Raw genomic sequence first — 18,322 nt, forward strand, 5'->3', positions numbered from 1 at the left:
CCCTCCGTCCCGCCCTGTCGACCATTCCTAGAATCAACGGAGAGCCTGAGCGCGGAGGCTCAAAGGGGGAGCAGGAATGATGACAGCCGAGGCCAGCACCGAGGAGCGCGGCCTCTCCGACTGGGCCCGGCAGTTCGAGGTCATCGTCTGGACCGCCGACGCGGTGACGCTTCAACTGCTGCACGTGAGTCCGAATGCCGCCGGGATTCTCGGCCATCCGCTGGAGCAGTGGTGGACCGAGACGGACTTCCTCGCCAGGCACCTCCACCCCGAGGACCGCGACGACGCGCTGAGCCTCTTCCTGGACGCCACGCGCCGCCGGATCGGGCGCAGCGGCGTGCTCCGGTTCCTGGATGCGAACGGGCAGGCGCTCCCCTTTCTCACCAAGGTGCTCCCGCGCGAACCCTGCGAGGGCCATGTGCCCGAGCTGCGGTGCTTGATGGTGCGCCTCGAGCGGAACACCCGCGCCAGCCAGGAGTGGGAGCGCTCCGAGCGGGAGCGGGAAGCGCTCCTGCGCAAGGAGCACGAAGCCCGGGAGCGCGCGGAGGCGCTGGCCCGGCAGCTCGCGGCCGGCGAGTCGCGCTTCCGCAGCATCTTCGAGTCCCACCTCATCGGGCTCGTGTTCAGCGACAACCAGGGCCGCATCCTGGATGCCAACGACGCCTTCCTGCGCATCGTGGGCTACAGCCGCGAGGACCTGGAGACGGGCCGCATCAACTTCCTGGACATGACCGCACCGGAGTTCCGCGCGGTGACGCAGCGGGCGGTGGAGGACATCGAAGCCCGCGGCGTGACGAGCACCTTCGAGAAGGAGTACGTGCGCAAGGACGGCCGTCGCGTGCCCGTCCTACTGGGCAGCGTCCGCCTGCCCGCCTCGAATCAGAATGCCACCTTCGTGCTGGACCTGACCGAGCGCAAGGAGGCCGAAGCGGAACGCGAGCGCTTCTTCCGCCTGGCGCCGGACATGTTCTGCATCGCCGGCATGGACGGCGTCTTCAAGCGGGTGAACCCGGCCTTCACGCGCATCCTGGGCTGGAGCAAGGAGGAGCTCCGCGCCCGGCCCTTCCTGGATTTCATCCACCCGGAGGACCGAGGCAGGGGTGAGGAGACGCTGGCCGCCCTGAAGCGGGGAGTCGCCGGCCCCGGTCTCACCGTCCGCGTCTCGTGCAGGGAGGGCGGGTGGAAGTGGCTCGCCTGGAACGCCGTGCCCGTGCCGGAGACGGGCCTCATCTATGCCTCCGCGCGCGACGTCACCCAGCAGCGGGAGGCCAAGGAGCAGCTCGTGCTGGCGGAGCAGCGGATGCGGACCGTCATCAACAGCGGGCCGCTCGTCCTCGCCGTGCTCGACGCCGAGGGCCGCTTCGTCGTGTCCGAGGGCAAGGGGCTGCGGGGCCTGGGCCTCTCTCCGGGTCAGGTGGTGGGACGGTCCGCCCTCGAGATGTACGCGAACGAGCCCGAGGTGCTGGAGCTCCTCCAGCGGGGACTCCGGGGAGAGACCTGCTCCGCCATCGTCCGGACCGCGGGGCGCACCTTCGAGGTGTTCTACCAGCCCGTCCTGGACGAGGCCGGCCGCCTCACCAGCCTCAGCATCGCGTCGCTGGACGTGACGGAGCGCGTCCGGGTGGAGGCCGAGCGGGAGGAGCTCATCCGCCAGTTGATGCACGAGCGGAGCATCCTCCAGGCCGTCCTGCAGCAACTGCCCTACTCCGTCTACATCGCGGAGGCGCCCAGCGGAAAACTCTTCCTCGCCAACGCGCAGGCGGAGGCACAGATTCGTGGCCCCGCCGAACCCGCCAGGAACCTGGAGGAGTACCGCGCCTATCCGGGCTTCCATGCCGATGGGCGGCCGTACGAGCCCCATGAGTGGCCCCTGGCGCGTGCCATCACCTCCGGAGTGCCGGTCATGGCCGAGGCCGTCCACGTCATCCGGGGTGACGGCAGCCGGGGCATCGTCGAGTACAGCGCGACGCCCGTGCGCGACGCCCAAGGCCACATCACCCACGGCGTGGTGATGGGCGTGGACGTCACCGCGCGCAAGGTGGCGGAAGAGGAGCGGGAGCGACTCCTGGAGGAGCTGAAGCTGGCGGTCAGCGCCCGCGACGAGTTCCTGGGCATCGCCAGCCATGAGCTCAAGACACCGCTGACGCCCCTGGCCCTCAAGCTGGAGGCGCTCGCGCGCGCGGCCGGAGCCGAGCCGGACTCCCCCATGGCCCGGCGTCTCGCACCCCACCTGGAGGTCATGCGGCGGCAGGTGAAGCGGCTCGCCGTCCTGGTGAACGACCTGCTGGATGTGTCGAACATCCGCGCGGGACGGCTGGCCCTCACGCTCGAACCCGAGCAGTGCGACCTCGCGGCGCTGGTGAGAGACGTGGCCGGGCGCTTCGACACCGAGGTGAAGCACTCGGGCTGCGAGGTCCGCCTCCACGCGCCCGCGCCGGTGCTGGGCGCCTGGGACAGTTCACGGCTGGAGCAGGTGGTGACGAACCTGCTGGCGAACGCCGTCAAGTATGGCCCCGGCCACCCGGTGACGCTGAGCGTGGAGGCCGTGGACGGGCGCGCGAGGCTGACGGTCCACGACCAGGGCATCGGCATCGCGCCGGAGGACCTCCAGCGCATCTGGGGCAAGTTCGAGCGCGCGGTGTCCGAGCGCCATTATGGAGGACTGGGCCTGGGGCTCTACATCACGCGGCAGATCGTCGAGGCCCTGGGCGGCACGGTGAAGGCCGAGAGCACGCTCGGAGAGGGCGCCACGTTCGTCGTCGAGCTTCCACTGCAGGGCGGCGCGGCGCGCAGCGCCTGACTCGATGCGAAGACCCCGTGGACCCAGGGCCCCCCTCAATGCCTGACGGGTGAGGAGCCGGGCTCCGGCATCAGCACCTCCTCGGTCGCCGGGTCGGTCCTGCCCGTCGCCTGCTTCTCCCGTGCCTGTCGCGACTGAGGTGCTTCTGGCATGGGCCTGGCTCTCGCCGCGTCCACCGAGGGGAGGATCAACCACGCCACGCTCGCGCCCGCGTGGCTTCGGTTGGAGGCCGAGAAGCGGACCGTGTACGGGCCCGACTCCGCGCCGTGGGACACGAGCAGCGGGTCGCTGCCGGGCTCGAGGACCAGGGACACGTGCTCGCCGGCTCCGCCGCGATGCCAGAGCACGAGGTCGCCGGGTTTGATCTGGGATGACGAGACCGGCGTCAGGTAGCTCAGCAGCGTGCCGGTGTAGCCCTGCCCGTTGTAGTCCAGGCCATTGGGGTCGGGGGCGCCCGCCCACTTGTAGCAGAGCGTGACGAAGCCGGAGCAGTCGATGTTGAGCGGCAGCTGATGGCGCGCGTTGAGGCCGTCGATGGGGCGCACCTGCTGGTAGTGGATGCCCGCCGCGTTCGTGATGCCCCAGTTCGCCTCGGAGACAATCTTCGCGCGCAGCCCGCTCGCGACGACGACGGGGGCTCTCAGCTCGGCCCAGGTGCGGGCGCCGACGATGCCATCCGCCACCAACTGGTGCGAGCGTTGAAAGGCCACCACCGCGGCCTTCGTCTTCGCGCCGAAGACTCCGTCAGCGCTTCCCACACTGAAGCCCGCCTTCGTGAGCAGTTGTTGGAGTTCGACAACGGCCGGCCCTCGCGAGCCCTCCTGAAGGATGGGGTCGCCTTTCATTTCCCGGCTCGGCTCCGAGCCGGGGATCTCTTGAATGGACATGGGTACACCTCCTCTGGGAAGTGTCTTCACCCCCACGGGACGGAGCACCCCCACCGGAGCGTTACGCTCGCCCCCCTCTCACCTGCTTGTGCGTGCGCTCGCGCGCCATCACGAACCGGGGCGGGCCCTCATGACGTGTGACAGGGGGTTGGAATAGGCTGCCTTTCGTCCCTTACGAAAGGCTCCGCATTGAAGACCACGTACACGCTCAGTCACCCCGTGCTCCCCATGGGGACGTCGTCCAAGGTCGACCTGCTGGTGACGTTCTCGGCGGAGGGGGGCGCGGCGTCCGCGCGGCGCTCGCTCAACCTGGGGCTCGTCATCGACCGTTCGGGTTCCATGGCGGGTGCGCCGCTGAAGAACGCCATCAAGGCCTCGCACGAGCTGGTGGAGCGCATGGCTCCCGAGGACTCGCTGTCCATCGTCACCTACGATGACACGGTGTCCACGGTGCTCGCCCCGGTGAAGGTCACGGACAAGGCGGCCATCGGCAAGGTGCTCGCCAAGATTGGCGCGGGCGGCTGCACCAACCTGAGTGGCGGGTGGCTCAAGGGCGTGGACCACGTGAAGAGCCAGCTGTCCAGCGAGCGCATCAACCGCGTGCTGCTGCTCACGGATGGGAAGGCCAACACGGGCATCCAGGACACGGGCCAGCTCATCGACCTGGCGCGCGAGAAATCCAGTGCGGGCATCATCACCACGACGCTGGGCTTCGGCGCCAACTTCAACGAGGACCTGCTCATCGGCATGGCCAATGCCGGCGAGGGGCACTTCTATTACATCCAGTCGCCCGAGGATGCCGCGGGGGTGTTCCGCATCGAGATGGAGGGCCTGGGCTCGCTGGTGGCGCAGAACCTGGAGGTGGTGATCAAGCCCGCGTCCACGGTGAAGGTGGCGAGCGTGCTCAACCGCTACCGCTTCGCGGCGCAAGGCCAGGAGGTGACGGTGGGGTTGGGGGACGTGTACGCCACGGAGCCGCGGCAGCTCGCGGCAGAGCTGTCGGTGGAGGCGCCGTCGGTGGCCGGGCCGGTGGCGCTTGCCACCCTGATGTTCCGGGCGCAGGTGGTGGTGGAAGGGCGCGTGCGGGAGCTGACGGGCGAGGTGCCCATCCTCGCGCACCTGGCCCCGGCCGCGGAGTCGGCGGCGTCGGCGACGGACAAGCACGTGCTGGCCCAGACGAGCCGCCTGCGCATCGCGCGCGTGAAGGATCAGGCCATCGAGCTGGCGGACAAGGGGGACCTGTCCTCGGCTTCCCGGCGTCTGCGCGAGGTCATCTCCGAGCTGTCACTGCTCCTGGACAAGGCGTCCTACGAGCTGTCCGAGGAGGTGGAGCAACTGGCGCACTACGCGCAGCGGATGGAGTCGCGCACGTACGACGCGGTGATCCGCAAGGAGCTGAGGGACCAGTCGTACCAGGCGGGCACGCGCAACCGTGGGGACCTGGCGCTGCGTGGGACGGCGGGAGGCTCGGCGGACAGCCTGGAGGCCGTCAGCGACGCGGGCAGGGGCATCGTGCTGGAGTGCGTGCGCGAGGGCGGCAAGCTGCGCGTGCACACCGTCTCCCCGGGTCATGACACGAGCTTCAACGTGCAGTTCCCCCGGAGCATGCGCGAGGAGGGCGTGCGCTACGTGGTGGAGAAGCTGGAGACGTCCGGCGACGGCACCTTCTACCGGGTGGTGGGAGACATCAAGCGGCTGGCGGTGCCGGGACAGGACCGGCCGGCGCGGAGCCAGGGGGCGGCCCCAGCGAACAAGGGCAAGCCCACGGCCTCGAAGGTGACGGCGAGCTCGGCGGCGGACCTGCCCACGACGACCAGCGTGGGCACGGGCGTCATCATCCAGTGCGTCAAGGAGGGCAGCAAGCTGCGCGCCCGCGTGGTGTCCGACGGATACGACCCGGATCTCAACATCCGCTTCCCCCGCGACATCCGCGAGGAGAACGTCCTCTACGTGGTGGACGAGATCATCACCATGGCCAATGGCAGCTCCTACATCGCCTGCGGCGACATCCGCCGGCTGGTGCAGTAGGGACACGCGCCCCACGCGCTCCTCCGAGGCAGTCCGGGCGGAGGAGCGCCGCGAGGGCGGGCAGCCCTCCCCCATCCATCACGGAGGGTGAGCGCTCAGGGCGCGAGCGTCGCGAGGAACTCGCGGATGGCGCGGCTGTGCTCCGCGGGTTCCTCGAGGTGACCCATGTGACCGCTGTGCGCGAGCACGACGAGCCGCGAGCCCTGGATTCCCGCCTGGGCCATGCGCGCCATCTTCTCAGAGCAGATGGCGTCCTTGGCGCCCACGAGGATGAGCGTGGGCGCCGAGATCTCATGCAGCCGGGGACGCACATCGAAGCTCGTCTCCTCGGTACTGAACGCGCCACCTTCTGGTGGCACCGTCTGCCGTGGACCGATCCAGATGCGGGCCTGCGCCCGGTAAGCCGCGAACTCGTGGCTGCGGTGGGTCCAGTCGGCGAAGCTGAAAGGCATCGTACGCTTCATGCCGGCGGTGGCGTCGGCGTCGGTCTTCTCTTCGCTGAAGGTCGCAAAGCCGGCCTTGGCCTCGGCAAACCACGGCTCATGCTCGAACCACTCGAGGTTCGACATGATGTCGCTGCCCAGCTCGCCGCCCGTCACTGGCGACGTGTCGTAGAGGATGAGTCCGCGCAGGTGCGCAGGGTGCGTGAGCGCGTAGCCCTGAGCGACGAAGCCACCGTGCGAATGGCCGAGGAGCACCACCTGGTCCACGCCGAGGGCCGCGCGCACGCTCTCCACCGCCTTGACGTAGGCCTCGATGGTGTAGCCATTGGGATCGGCGAGCCTGCCGGAGACACCCGTGCCGAACGGCTCGATGTAGACGACGGTGGCGACCTGCTCCACCTCCGGCATGCGGAGGTAGCCCCATTCTCCACCCGGCCCGCCGGGGTGCGCGATGACGACCGGTCCGCTGCCGAACACGTGGTAGGTGACCGGTACGCCATCGACGACGGCCTGCTGCGCACGCGTCTCTGCGCCGGAGGCGATCGTCGTGGGCCGCGGGCCGGTGGAGCAGGCCATGGACGCCAGGGAGAGGACGAGGACACCGGCGACCCGGTGGAGGAGAGAGAGCGTCATTGTGGAGCATCCATAGCAGATGCCCTGCGGGCCCAGCACCGCGCAGGGTTGAAACAGGCCTGACGGTTACGGCGCCGTCGTGGGCGGCTTCCAGATGAACACGTTGCGCCGGGTGCTGTTGGCGACGACGAACACGTTGCGCGCGGGGCTGTAGCGGAACCGGCCATAGGTGCCGTTCGAAGCCGGCGGGCCCGGGTCGTCGCCCGTGCCGCTGACCTCCACCCATCTTGCGGTCTGCAAATCCAGTATCGCCAGCCTGCGACCGCCCGGATACGCAATGAACCGGTCGAGCACCGGCGAGTACGCGAGTCCGGGCGCTCCGCCGACCGGCTCGCTCAAGCCCGTGGTCGTCACCGTGGCGTGGGTCTTCGCAGCGTCGTTCAGCGCGTAGGTCGAAACGGTGGCTCCCTCACGGACCAGCGCGAGGATGTCGCGCTTCGTGTCCACAGCCGCGCCCGCGTAATAGAAGCCCGCTCCGTCCGGCGCGTGTGCGGTCCAGGTGTCGGCGACCGGGTCGTACTCGTGAAGCTTCTTCGGTCCGACGTACCAGAGGTGGCCTCGCGCGTCGGCGGCGCTCGCGCCGTAGTCGAGGACCGGGTTGTTCGCGCCGCGCGCCCAGCGTGCGGTCGCGAAGTCGAAGCCCATCACCCGTGGAGCGCCGGCCTGACCGCTGGGATAGGAACCGACGGAACCGAGCACGTAGAAGCGACCCGTCGCCGCACTGAAGGCGATGTTGCCGTAGGTGTGCGCGCTTCGCGGCTGCTGCGAGTCCAGTTGCGAGCGGATGCTCGGGTCGTCGCACAGCTCGTGGCGCACGTAGCCGGAGGGGCCCAGGCCCGCGTCGGGGATGTCCAGTGACGCGACGGAGGGGTAGAGACCGCACGTCTCGACCCGCTTGTCGCGCATCACCGGAGTGACGCTGTTGCCGGTCATGCCCGTCGGAAGGTCGGTCCAGCGCTTCCACTTCATCGACGCGAGGTCGAACGTGAACACGTTGTTGTACGCCGAGTCGTCGTGACCGCCGCCCCAGACGACCAGCCGGTCCCGGAGCGAGTCGTACGCTCCGCCGCTCCACGCAATCATCACCGCTTCGCACGGGTAGCTGGAGTACGGCTGGGGGCACACGTCCGCCATCTGCGTGTCGGGCAGTTCCTTCCAGGAGCCCTCGGGCATGGCGGCGATGATGGCGTCGATGGGGCCGGGTTCGATTCCGCCCGCGTCAGGCGTGATGACGGGGCCGCCATCCTCCCCGTCGCCGCCATCCCGTGCGACGACTCCTCCGTCCCCCGGGAGCGGCTCTGACCCGGATTTTCCGCAACCGGGAGCAAGGAAGGCCCAGAGGAGTGCCGCGGCCGGGATGCAGCTTCGAAGGACTTGTCGCATTCCGCATCCTGCGCAAAGGCACGCAGGGGCGCAATCTCCGAAGGATTCGTCGGTCCGTCGAGTCCTTGTCTCCAGCCCGGCGCCGCGCTACGGCCGCCAGGCGTAGGGCGGCGCGAGCGTGACGTCCGTCGTGTTCGAGGCGGCAGGGGTGTTCGGATCGACGAACCCGAAGTAGGTGCCGCTCGTCTTGTTCAGGCCGACGCCCCGGTATTCGAGGTCGCCAATGAGCTGCGCCGTGCCCGACACCGACTGCTGGCCCTCGTAGAAGCCCAGTGGGTAGAAGGTGGCGGCGACCCTGGCCGAGCCGCTCACGCTGAAGCCGTTCGTCAGCACGGAGAGGCCGGTGACGGTGCCGCCGGAGACGTTGCCCGACAGGACCACGGCGTGGTCGTCGATGCGCGCCGAGCCACTCACGGTTCCGCCGAGCACCTGCGCATCGGGACCGACGTACACGCTCGACGGCACGCCGCTGATGACGCAGCCGCCGCCGTTTGAATGACGCTGCGTTCCCGAAGGGCAGGCGTCCCGCGTGCCGCTCCTGAACCCCTCGGGCCAGGCATTCGCGAGCTGCACCATCCACGGATAGCGGTGGAGGGTGTTGTACGCCCGGTCCCAGACAATCTGCTTCTGCACCGAAGGGGTCCCGACGACGACCAGGAACAGCGCTTCTCCGGAGTTGACGCAGAAGTGGAGCTCGCCATCCGCTCCGCGCTGGAGGGGGCTGTAGCGCGGCGTGGTGATGGCGCTGTCCGTGGCGACCAGGCCCCAGCGCCAATCCGAGTCCGCGCCGCTCTGCGTGACGCCACGGAAGGTCACGGTCACGCTCGTGGCACCTGCTTCCGGGTAGAGCCTCACGATGTTGTAGCCCCAGCGCTGCGGCGCCCAGCCGTCCGGCGTCACGAACCGCCGGTTCGTCACGGAGGCCGCATCCAGCGGCTGGAGCTGGGTCAACCGGAGGCGCCGCTCGGGGCGCGTCTTGCTCGTGATGGCGCCGTACTTCGCGCGATAGGTCGGCCCCTGGTTGCCGCCGCTGGTGGGGGGCGGATCCTTGTAGTCCCAGGTCACGTTGTGCAGGGCCCACTCGCCGAAGAAGTCGTTCAGCTGGCTGATGTTCCAGCCCCGCGTCTTCATGATCTGCGAGAACGGGTCGTTGCTCGGGCTGCTCGTCCAGATGTCATTGACGGCGCTGTAGCAATGCTTGTCCTTCAAGAACTCCATGAACTGCCAGTTGCAGTAGCGGTCCCGCGTCGAGCCCAGGTACACGTGGGGGGCGTTCACGGCCATCTCCGAGCAGTGCACCTCGGTGCGGTACTCGGGGAGTTGGTGCGGCATGAAGTTGGCGTGACTCTCGTAGATCCACCCGCAAGTGTTGGACTGGTTGCACGACATACCGCCGCTCACGCTCTGCACGGCGTGCATGAACTCGTGCGCCAGCCCCCAGTGGTCATTGAGCGCGCCAGGGCCAATCCACATCCCCATCCGCGTCGCGCTCCAGGCACCACCGGACAGCCCCCAGTTGGAGTGGACGTGGACGCTGACCTTGGTCTTGCTCGTCAGGTTGCAGAGCGGTTCCCTGAAGAAGATGGGCGACCCGAAGTAGGCCTTCCAGATGGTGTTCTCCAGCGTGTCGAGCGCGGCCTGGGCCGTGGTGCTGGTGATGGCCTCATCCGAGTAGATGGCGAAGTGGGCGGACTCCCTGACCAGACTGAAGTTCGTGTGGTCCGGATCCGGTCCGCCCGCCGTCCACGTGCCCGGAGTGCAGGCCGGCGGCGAGGTCGGGCAGCTCGTTGCCCAGGCCGTCGTCGTGGTCCCAGGCTCGCATGCGAGCGCTGCCGCTGCGGGACGAAGGTCGCGCTCGGCCTCCGTCAGCTCTCCCTCCGGGAGACACCCGGCGCCAAGGACACCCATCATGAACAGCAGGGCAGGTAGATGCGGTGTCTTGTTGTAGCTCATGGCTTCGCATTCCCTTGCACGATGTGAAAGATTGAATCCACGGCGCATCCAGCGGCTTCACGCGTCTGAGTCCAAGTACCGCGCGCCAGATCAGAATTCAATTGGGGAGCTGGGATTGGCGCCACAACAGGCGCTGGGTGCCGTGCCAATGGAATAAGACAGGGTCAGCACGTCAAGCACGAGCCAGCCGGGCCGGTGTCATCGGTGGTTGATTCGACCTCCGCCCCCACGCAATCTTGAGGACACCATGAGTCTCACGATCCTGGTCAGCGTCCTGGCCGCCTTCCTGGGAGTCCCCGCCATCATGCTGGGAGTCCTCGTCCACTACCGCGGCATGGCCGCGCGGCTGGAGCAGCACGGGCTGCACGCACAGGGCACGGTGCTCAGCGTCAGGGAGGTCCAGAGCAAGCCGAGCACCGTCTACTACGCCTTCCGTCCGCCGGAGGGCTCGGAGCTCCGCGGCAGCTTCCAGGAGGCGTCCTCGGTGGCCTCCAAGCGGCTCCCAGGCTCTCCCGTCGACATCCTCTACCTGGCGGAAGCGCCGGAACAACACATGGCCGTGGGCATGGGCCTCAATCAGAGGCTCTTCGTCTTCTTCACGGTCCTCCTCGTGTTCTTCTCCATCTCCGGCGTCGCGAGCGTGCTGAAGGCCTACTTCACCCAACCGCGGTAGGGCTCGGCCTCACTCCCACTCCTTCGCGACATCCTGGGGAGTCGGCGCCGCCGAGAGGGCCTCCTCCAGAAGCCGTGATTCCTGGCAACGGAAAGGGCCACCCCCACGCGCGTGGAGGTGGCCCCTTCTCATCCCACCGTGGCGACTACTTCGCGGTCAGACGCCAGGTGGTGCTCTCGGTGCTGCCGCCCTTCCCGTCCTCGGCGATGACCTTCCAGAAGTAGTCCTTGCCGGACGTCAGCGTCACCGTCCTCGCAAGCTCCTGCGTCGGCTTCGAAGCGCACGCCCGGTAGGTGAAGGCGGAGTCCACACTCCAGATACAATGCCGGTAGAGGACGGTGTCCCCGTCCTTGTCGTAGGTGCCCTCCCACCTGAAGGAGGCGGTCGCGGAGGAGACATCGTTCTCCTTCGGGACCACCAGCCCCGGCACACCGGGCTTGAGGTTGCCTTCGACCTTCCCGGCCAGCACGAACGTCTTGGCGAAGCCTGGCTCGCCGGTCGCGGCCACGTCGTGCATGCAGTCGCGGCGGCGCACTTCGTCCGCGACGTCCTGGCAGTACCGCTCGGCCTCCTCCAGTGGAATCGGCTTCAGCGGCTCCGCGACGGGAATCCCGGGCAGCTGCTTGTCGACCCGGCACGAGCTCGCCTTGTACTCCGGCCAGCTCTGGAGCGTGTACGACTCGGTGGAGAACCCGGAGGCGTAGTCGAACAGCGACGTGTCCTTCGTCACCCGCCAGGCGTCCCCGAACTTCTCGTACAGGGCGACGTGGCGATCGGAGGGGTCCGTCGGGCGCTCCCCCAGGACACTTCCGTCCGGCAGCGCCGGCAACCAGTTCCCCGGGGCGATGGTGCCCAGCAGGCCCTCCGTGGCGCGCGACTGTTGCACGCCGACGTTCATGTACCAGACGTGGTAGTGCGCCCACCAATCGACGGTGATGATGATGCGCGTCCCGCCCGGCGACTCAATCTGGATGCCACCGGACGCGGGCGTCGCGGTGATCCGCCCACCCGCGGGCAGCAGGATCTCCGTGCCGAGCTGCATGGGCTTCCCATCGATGCGCAGCTCCAGCAACTCCGGCCGCTCGACGTTCATCTGGTACGTGATGCGGTGCGGGCCCACCCGGACGGCCACCGCCGTCGTCAGGCTCGCACAGGCGGTCAGCCCGGTGTGGTCGTCCGGCCCCACGGGCTGGTCGGTCTGGATGGGAGTGTGACGCGCCTGGATCTCCAGTCCCGGGTCGCGGAGGAGCACGTACTCGCCGGCGCCCTGGAAGTCGTAGCGCACGCCGTCCATCGTCGTGAGATGCGGGTCACCCCAGGTGGAGGGGTTCGCCCCGACAATCCAGCGGCGGATCGTCTCGATGTCCACCTTGCTCAGCGGCGGCCCACCACACGGCATCATGCCGAACGGGCAAGCCTCCGACGTGCGAGTGATCCGGTCATACAGGGGCCCCATCAGGCTGCTGGCGTAGGTCACCGCGATGCCGTGCGGCTGCGTGAGCGGACTCACGCCGGGGGTGCTCTGGTTCTCGGCGAGGTTCAGGAAGGTCCCGTAGTTCGCGTACGGCGGATAGTCGAGCCCACCGTGGCACTCGACGCAGCCCTTGTTGAAGATTCGCTGCACGTCCGTGTACGTCGGAACCGCCGCGACCGCGGGCAGCGACGAGAGCGTGGCATTCACGGCAGGAATCAAGGCGGAACAGGCGAAAGGCGCCGCGAGACCCGGGATCGGATCCGCCGTCAGGCTGTCCTCGAGCGCCTGTTCGAGGGTGTCCTTGTACGAGTCGAACACGTCGGCGAAGCCATAGGCGCGCGACCGCCCGCGCACTCCCATGGACCACTTGTCGACCGAGACACCCAGCGGTTCGAGGAAGTAGCGATACAGGGCGACCGGCGTCGTGTTGATGCCGTAGAGCTCGCGGTCGACCAGCATGCCGCCCATGACCGTCGCGTCGGCGCCGCCCGCATCGATGGGCCGGCGGAACACCTCGCGCCGGAGCCGGGCGAGCGAGGTGTCCGTCGACGCGGTGGTCGTGCCGCCGTACTGCGGGATGAGGCCGTTCACCGACGGCCCGCTCGTGCTCACGTACACGTCCCCCGTCCGGTCGAGGTTGAACCGCTGGATGTCCGCCTTCCTGCGCGGCACGCTCTTCGTGCGCGACTCGGTGTCGGCGCGCACGGCGTTGATGCCCATGCCGTTGCGCGCCGTGAAGAACGAGAGGTCGACGGCCAGGCCCGGTGGAGAGCTCTCGACCGTGTTCAGCGCCGAGTTGATGATGAGGCAGTCCTTCGAGATGGCCAGGGCCACCGGACGCGGATCGACGAACACGCTGCCGGTCGCCCAGCGGTGATTCGCGAGCTCGTCCGCGATCCTGCGCTGGTTGAGGTCGCCGTCCAGTCCGCCAAGGAGGTCGAAGAGCTGGATGCCGCGCCCCTCGGACCCACCCACCGCCGACAGATGGTACAGCGTGATGAAGGTCCCTCCACGAGGGACGGCCGTGGGAAGGCCCAGACCCACGACTCCATTGAACGCATACGCGGTCGACGAGCCGGGAGAGCCCACCGGGGCCGGCTCCGTCGTCACGGGGGGTGACGTGTCGAAGGAGAACCGGGGCGTGCCGTCGTTCGCGCCGCCGCGGTAGCGGGTGATGATGTTGGCATTGCCCGCCGGAAGCCCTGGAGGCTGCAACCTCAGCTGTTCGACCAACTGGCGGATCGCGGGGTTGGCCCGCCACGTCCAGGGGTTGTAGAGCTTGCGGAACGCGGTTGTGTCCACCGAGCCCTGGTACAGCCGGTCCCGGTTGAACGGGAGCATCCCACCCCAGCTGTCATACGGGTCCCAGTTGGGCTTGTTCTTCGTCTTGATGACGCCCACCGGAAAGCCGTCCGTGCCCGGGATGCCCGTCCTGTTGAGCACGTTCCGGGTGGAGTGGCAGCTCGAGCACTTCACGTCGTCCTTCTCGATGTGCCGTGAGCGAGGAGGAATGGTGCCCATCGCCGGGATGGCCGTGAGGATGATCTCGTGGAAGCGGAAGTTCTTCGTGGCCTCATCCCACTGCATGTATTCGATGACGTCCGGATGCGAGCCCGGGTACGACGCGTGCGGCACCGGCCCGATGGAGAAGACGGACCGCGCGTTCTGACTCGAGAGCAGGATGCGCGGATGCTCCGCGGTCCCCGTCTGCAAGCTCTCCGAGCGCGACATCAGGATCGCGCTCTGCTTGTACTGGACGGGCAGCGCGCTGATGAAGCGGGCCACGGTGTTCGTGGCGGCGTTGGCGGGATTGCTCAGGTACGACGCGATCTCCTCCGGCGTGATGGCGTTCGGGTTCGCAGCAATGAGCGGATTGATGGTGCCCGCCGGAAGGTGGAAGACAGGCTTCACCGACCGCGCCACGCCCATCGTCAGGGTGCAGCTCAGCGCCGCCCCGGAGCAATCCGGAGCGGAGAGGGGGTCCGCGTCCGCGTCGGTGTTCCAGCCGCCAAAGGTGGAGCCCCCGGTGGGCGCGGCGGTGAGCGTCACGGAGGCGGTCGCCAGATAGGTTTCGTCACAGTCGCCGCCCGTACTGGTGCAGGCGATTCCAGAAGCGGTGACCGTGCCCGTGCCAAGCCCCATCGGCATGACCTTGAGGGCGGCGGCTTCCGCGGTCACCCCGAACAGCGAGGCCGCGACGAGCAGCCCGCCCAGGCCTGGTCGAAGGTTGAAGTGGAATGAAGGTGGGATGCGTCTCATGCGTTGAGCTCCGTGGGGCGAGGTGGCACCCGGAGCCCTCTTCAAGTCCGGGACCACGGCGCCGCGCCTCGGGAGCGAGGGGGCCGTGGTCCTTCGCATGTTGCCTCTGGAGCTACGACTCCACGGCGGGCGTTGCCGGTGAGGCAACGCGGCCGCATCACGCCGTGAGAACAGCCGGTGCGGCCCGCGCCGCCTGGGGATGGCGCGCGATGAGCTTCCCGGTGACGCCCTTGGGGAGGACCACGCCGAAGAAGAACCCCTCTTCGAAAGGCTCCGTCGAATCGACGTGGGCCTTCACGCGAGCGGCGATGGTCGCGAGCGCCGTCTGCAGGAACACCATCGCGAAGGCCCCTCCCACGCACGCACGCGGGCCACGGCCGAACGGGAAGAAGTGGCCGCTCCCGAGCGGATCCCGCGCCACGCCGCCGTCCAGCCACCGCGCGGGGTGGAAGCCTTCCGGGTCGGTCCAGTGCTCGGGGTCCCGGTGCAGGTGCTGGTTCGAGATCATGATCATCGAACCCGCGGGCAACATGACTCCGGCGAGCTGCGCGTCGGCGGACGGCGTGCGGGTAAAGACACGGACCGCGGGCAGGAGCCGCAGGGACTCATACGCCACGGCTTCGATCCACTGCGCGCCACTCAGCTTCTCGAACGTCAGCGCGCCTTCGGCCAGCGTGGCGGCCTCGGTCGCGAGTTGTGCTTCGGCGTCGGGGTACTTCTGGAGCTGGTGGAACGCGCCGACCAGGGTGGTGCTCGAAGAAAAGACGCCGCCGTAGAAGACGCCCCCGAGCAGGTGTGCCAGCACCTGCTCATCGATACCGGGCGTCTCGCGCAGCGTCCACGACAGCAGGTCGACCGCGTGGGGCTTGGGGCTCTTGCGCGCCGCGCGGACCCGGTCGGCGAAGTGCCCGTAGAAGCGCGTCTTGGCCTCCGCGAAGCCCTTGGGCAGCGAGACGAACTTCAACGGCAGCTTCGCCTGGATCCGGGCGTCCGCGCCCTTGGCGAGCAGCAGGAAGTCATCGAACACGGAGGACGGGAGCTTCTCACCGACCGCCGCGACCGCGAAGGCGTCGAAGGTCAGCCGGCGCAGCACGGCGGTGTAGTCCAGGGACGGCTCCGCGAGCAGGGCCTCCACGGACTCGGCGATGGCCGTCTGCATCGGTTGCACCTGGGCAGCCAGCCACTCCGGGGACCACGGCTGCTCCATGGGCTCCAGCTTGCGCTTCTCCGCCCAGTCCTCGCTCAGCTTCGCGATGAAGACCGTGTCATCCGTCACCGTCGGCCGGACCTGCTCGCTGATGTTCCCCTTCTCGAACTCCATCCGGCGGGGGGACTCCAGCACCTCCGCGATGAGCGCGGGATCATTGAGCACCACGCCGGGGCTGGGCCCCATCCAGATGAGCGTGACGCCGCCATACTCGCGGCCATACCGCGCGCAGACGTCCCAGGGCTGGGGGCCCAGGAAGTCGCCCGCGGTGCCGAGCACGCCGGGCTGCGGCCCGGGCAGGGCCGCGAACGGCTTGCGCCTGGAGCCGAAGAACAGGTTGAAGAGACCGCGGGAAAGCAGGTTGGGCATGGGCATCTTCTCCAGACGTCTCAGACGGTGATGCCGCAGGGGATCCGGTCGGGCTGCAGGACGGTGTAGGGCACTTCGCACTTCGCGTTCCGGGCCTTCACCGCGTCGCGCTGGGCGCGCAGCCGGGCGTGGAAGCGGTCGCGGATCGCGAGGACCTCCGGCTCGGTGAAGTACTCCTCGTACCAGCCGCCCTCGTGGAGCAGGTACTCCTCGTCGTCACCGAAGCTGGAGAGCGCCCGGCCGATGGAGACCTGCCAGAGCATCTGGGACTTGGAGGGGATCATCTCCACGATGTCATCCGGGCCGATGAGGCCCTTCTTCGTCGGAGGCGCCTTGCGCATGCACAGGGGCGCGTTCGGCACGAAGGCGTAGTGTTCGTACTGGAGGTAGTTCACCGCGGCGTGCTGGACGCTGACCGTGAAGAGGACGGTGGTGAGCATGTCCACCAGGTCGGAGACGCGCTTCAGCTCCGTGCAAGGCAGCTTCTCCACGGGCAGCCCGTGCGTGGTGAGGTCTGCCCACCAGCGCTGCATCTCAGCGTCGTTCACGAGCTCCGCGTCGGACTTGTAGAAGTGTCCGAGCACTCCGCCGACGTACTCCTCGAACGCGTCCCACAAGGGCAGTGCGTCGTCACGGTAGGGATAGTGCGGAAGCACCGCCGGGTCGAGGACGCCGCGGCGCTCGATGTCCGGGCGCGGCTTGTTGTCCGTCAGCTTCCAGCGCTGGTACCCCTTCTTGCCCAGGAACACGTGGCCCTTGTCGGGGCCGCCGGTGGCGATGATGTCGTCGAACACGCCGCCCTCGGCGAGCAGCCCCTTGCGGGCCCCCTCGTTGATGGCGAGGGTGTAGCGGAAGTGGCGGCGCAGCAGCTTGTAGACGGGGTGCGGGTCCGGGAGGTTGCGCATCGTCGCCATGACGAAGGGCTCCGCCACGAAGTGGGTTCGCAGTGCGTGCCCCACCATCTGGTGGGTGTTCCCCTCGCTGCACCGGACGTAGATCTTCGCGGCCAGCCAGTCGTATTGGCTGTCATTGGGCGTGAACACCGGATCCTGCTCGGGGTCCCGGCCGAGCTGGATGGCGAGGGGCCGGAGCTGCCAGGTGTCGTCGAGGTACAGGATGCACCGGGACGCGGGCGACCAGCGGCGCTCCTCGACGCCCTCCTTGTCGACCTTCCGGAACATCGGCACGTCGTCCAGGATCTCGAAGTCGAGCAGGAAGAGGCGCTTCGCCTCCAGCGCCTGGGCCAGCGAGGTGTCCGGTGCCAGGAGGCCGTGCAGGTCGGCGTCCGCGAGCGGAAGGCCCTGGGGCAGCGCGGTGATGCTCTGGATGTGGACGGGGGTGATGCCCTGGACGGCCTGCCGCGCGAACTCGTAGTCGTCCTTCCACCGGTTGGCGAGCTGGGGCAGCTCGATGCCCTTGAAGAAGTCGAAGATGTCCACCAGCCCGTTCCAGGCCTTGCTCAGCACAGGCATGTTCAGCTTGATGGCCGCCAGGGTCTTGGCGATGACGACCTCGTAGTTGCCATCCACCAGCCCCCGGTAGAGCTCGTCCTTCGGGAGCGGACGCGCCTCGCTGATGTCGAGCGCGCCAGGCAGCCCGGCGGTCGCCTCCGCCGCACGCCAGCCATACATCCGCTGGCGGGCCTGGAGCTGTTCCAGCCGGGCCGAGGCCTCGCGCTCGCTGCGGACCTGGTGGGACAGCCGCGCCGTGCCTTCGAGGACCTCGGACGTGGAATGGCCCAGCACCCACCGGTGGTGTGGGAAGAACCAATTCTTTTCACCGGCGGTGACGCGCACGGAGTCGAGCAGCCAATCGCTCGCGACGCCTCCGGCGTTGGAGAAGCGGAGCAGGAGCAGCTCGCCCAGGTCGTGGGTCTTGACCGTGTAGGAGTCCTCCACGCCGGCCTCGAAGTCGTTGTGGAAGCGCTTGTCCAGCTTCTGGGGAGCGCTCTCGCCCTGGGTGCCCACGAGGACGACGGAGATCGCGGCGTTGGTCCCCGCGCCAAGCCGTGAGCTCGTGCGAATCGTTAGCGTGTACTCGGCATTCATGGGGTCCCCACTACCACGGGGGCCTCACGGTAGGCCGGCGAATCTGGGACCTGCAAGCCATGCTAGCGTCCGGGTGAGATGATCCCCGCCCTACACAGTCCATGTCATGAAAGCGATTCCGGAGTGCCCCCCTGGGGAGGCTTCCCGGCGATGTTTGGGATTGAG

At 68.4% G+C, this 18,322-nt stretch carries 10 protein-coding genes; 3 read left to right on the top strand and 7 right to left on the bottom strand.

The features are described 5' to 3' along the window. Positions 1 to 76 precede the first annotated feature (76 nt). Positions 77 to 2,800 (top strand): PAS domain-containing sensor histidine kinase, encoded by a 2,724-nt coding sequence (locus D7V93_RS04330; protein ID WP_120642140.1) that lies wholly within the window; start codon positions 77 to 79, stop codon positions 2,798 to 2,800. Between the two features lie 35 nt (positions 2,801 to 2,835). On the opposite strand, the gene D7V93_RS04335 is transcribed toward D7V93_RS04330, so the two are convergent. Continuing rightward, complete coding sequence (locus tag D7V93_RS04335) at positions 2,836 to 3,687, bottom strand: NlpC/P60 family protein (protein ID WP_120642141.1); 852 nt, start codon at positions 3,685 to 3,687, stop codon at positions 2,836 to 2,838. 189 nt (positions 3,688 to 3,876) lie between these two features. Here D7V93_RS04335 and D7V93_RS04340 point away from each other — a divergent pair, with 189 nt between their 5' ends. After that, complete coding sequence (locus D7V93_RS04340; protein WP_208722915.1) at positions 3,877 to 5,715, top strand: vWA domain-containing protein; 1,839 nt, start codon at positions 3,877 to 3,879, stop codon at positions 5,713 to 5,715. 95 nt (positions 5,716 to 5,810) lie between these two features. Here the strand turns inward: D7V93_RS04340 and D7V93_RS04345 are convergent, their stop codons facing one another. The 3 genes from D7V93_RS04345 to D7V93_RS04355 all read right to left on the bottom strand — a co-directional run bounded on the left by D7V93_RS04345 (position 5,811) and on the right by D7V93_RS04355 (position 10,127). Next, entirely contained in the window at positions 5,811 to 6,791 is a 981-nt protein-coding gene (locus tag D7V93_RS04345) for an alpha/beta fold hydrolase (RefSeq protein ID WP_120642142.1), read from the bottom strand. A gap of 66 nt (positions 6,792 to 6,857) precedes the next feature. Then, positions 6,858 to 8,174: a Kelch repeat-containing protein gene (locus D7V93_RS04350; protein ID WP_147451035.1), complete on the bottom strand. Its 1,317-nt coding sequence runs from the start codon at positions 8,172 to 8,174 to the stop codon at positions 6,858 to 6,860. An 87-nt stretch (positions 8,175 to 8,261) separates the two neighbouring features. Beyond that, positions 8,262 to 10,127, bottom strand: a complete 1,866-nt coding sequence (locus D7V93_RS04355; RefSeq protein WP_120642144.1) for a DUF6055 domain-containing protein — start codon at positions 10,125 to 10,127, stop codon at positions 8,262 to 8,264. A gap of 247 nt (positions 10,128 to 10,374) precedes the next feature. Here D7V93_RS04355 and D7V93_RS04360 point away from each other — a divergent pair, with 247 nt between their 5' ends. Further along, entirely contained in the window at positions 10,375 to 10,800 is a 426-nt protein-coding gene (locus D7V93_RS04360) for a DUF3592 domain-containing protein (protein ID WP_120642145.1), read from the top strand. 145 nt (positions 10,801 to 10,945) lie between these two features. On the opposite strand, the gene D7V93_RS04365 is transcribed toward D7V93_RS04360, so the two are convergent. From D7V93_RS04365 to D7V93_RS04375, 3 genes are all read right to left on the bottom strand, one after another. Next, on the bottom strand, positions 10,946 to 14,533 hold the full coding sequence (locus tag D7V93_RS04365; protein ID WP_158623645.1) for a VWD domain-containing protein: 3,588 nt from the start codon (positions 14,531 to 14,533) through the stop codon (positions 10,946 to 10,948). A 157-nt stretch (positions 14,534 to 14,690) separates the two neighbouring features. Next, positions 14,691 to 16,109 carry a cytochrome P450 gene (locus tag D7V93_RS04370; RefSeq protein ID WP_120642147.1) on the bottom strand — a complete coding sequence of 473 codons (1,419 nt, stop codon included), beginning with the start codon at positions 16,107 to 16,109 and terminating at the stop codon, positions 14,691 to 14,693. Between the two features lie 20 nt (positions 16,110 to 16,129). Next, entirely contained in the window at positions 16,130 to 18,157 is a 2,028-nt protein-coding gene (locus D7V93_RS04375; RefSeq protein ID WP_120642148.1) for a lipoxygenase family protein, read from the bottom strand. Positions 18,158 to 18,322 lie beyond the last annotated feature (165 nt).

It is taken from the genome of Corallococcus llansteffanensis (assembly GCF_003612055.1).
GTDB classification, from domain to species: domain Bacteria; phylum Myxococcota; class Myxococcia; order Myxococcales; family Myxococcaceae; genus Corallococcus; species Corallococcus llansteffanensis.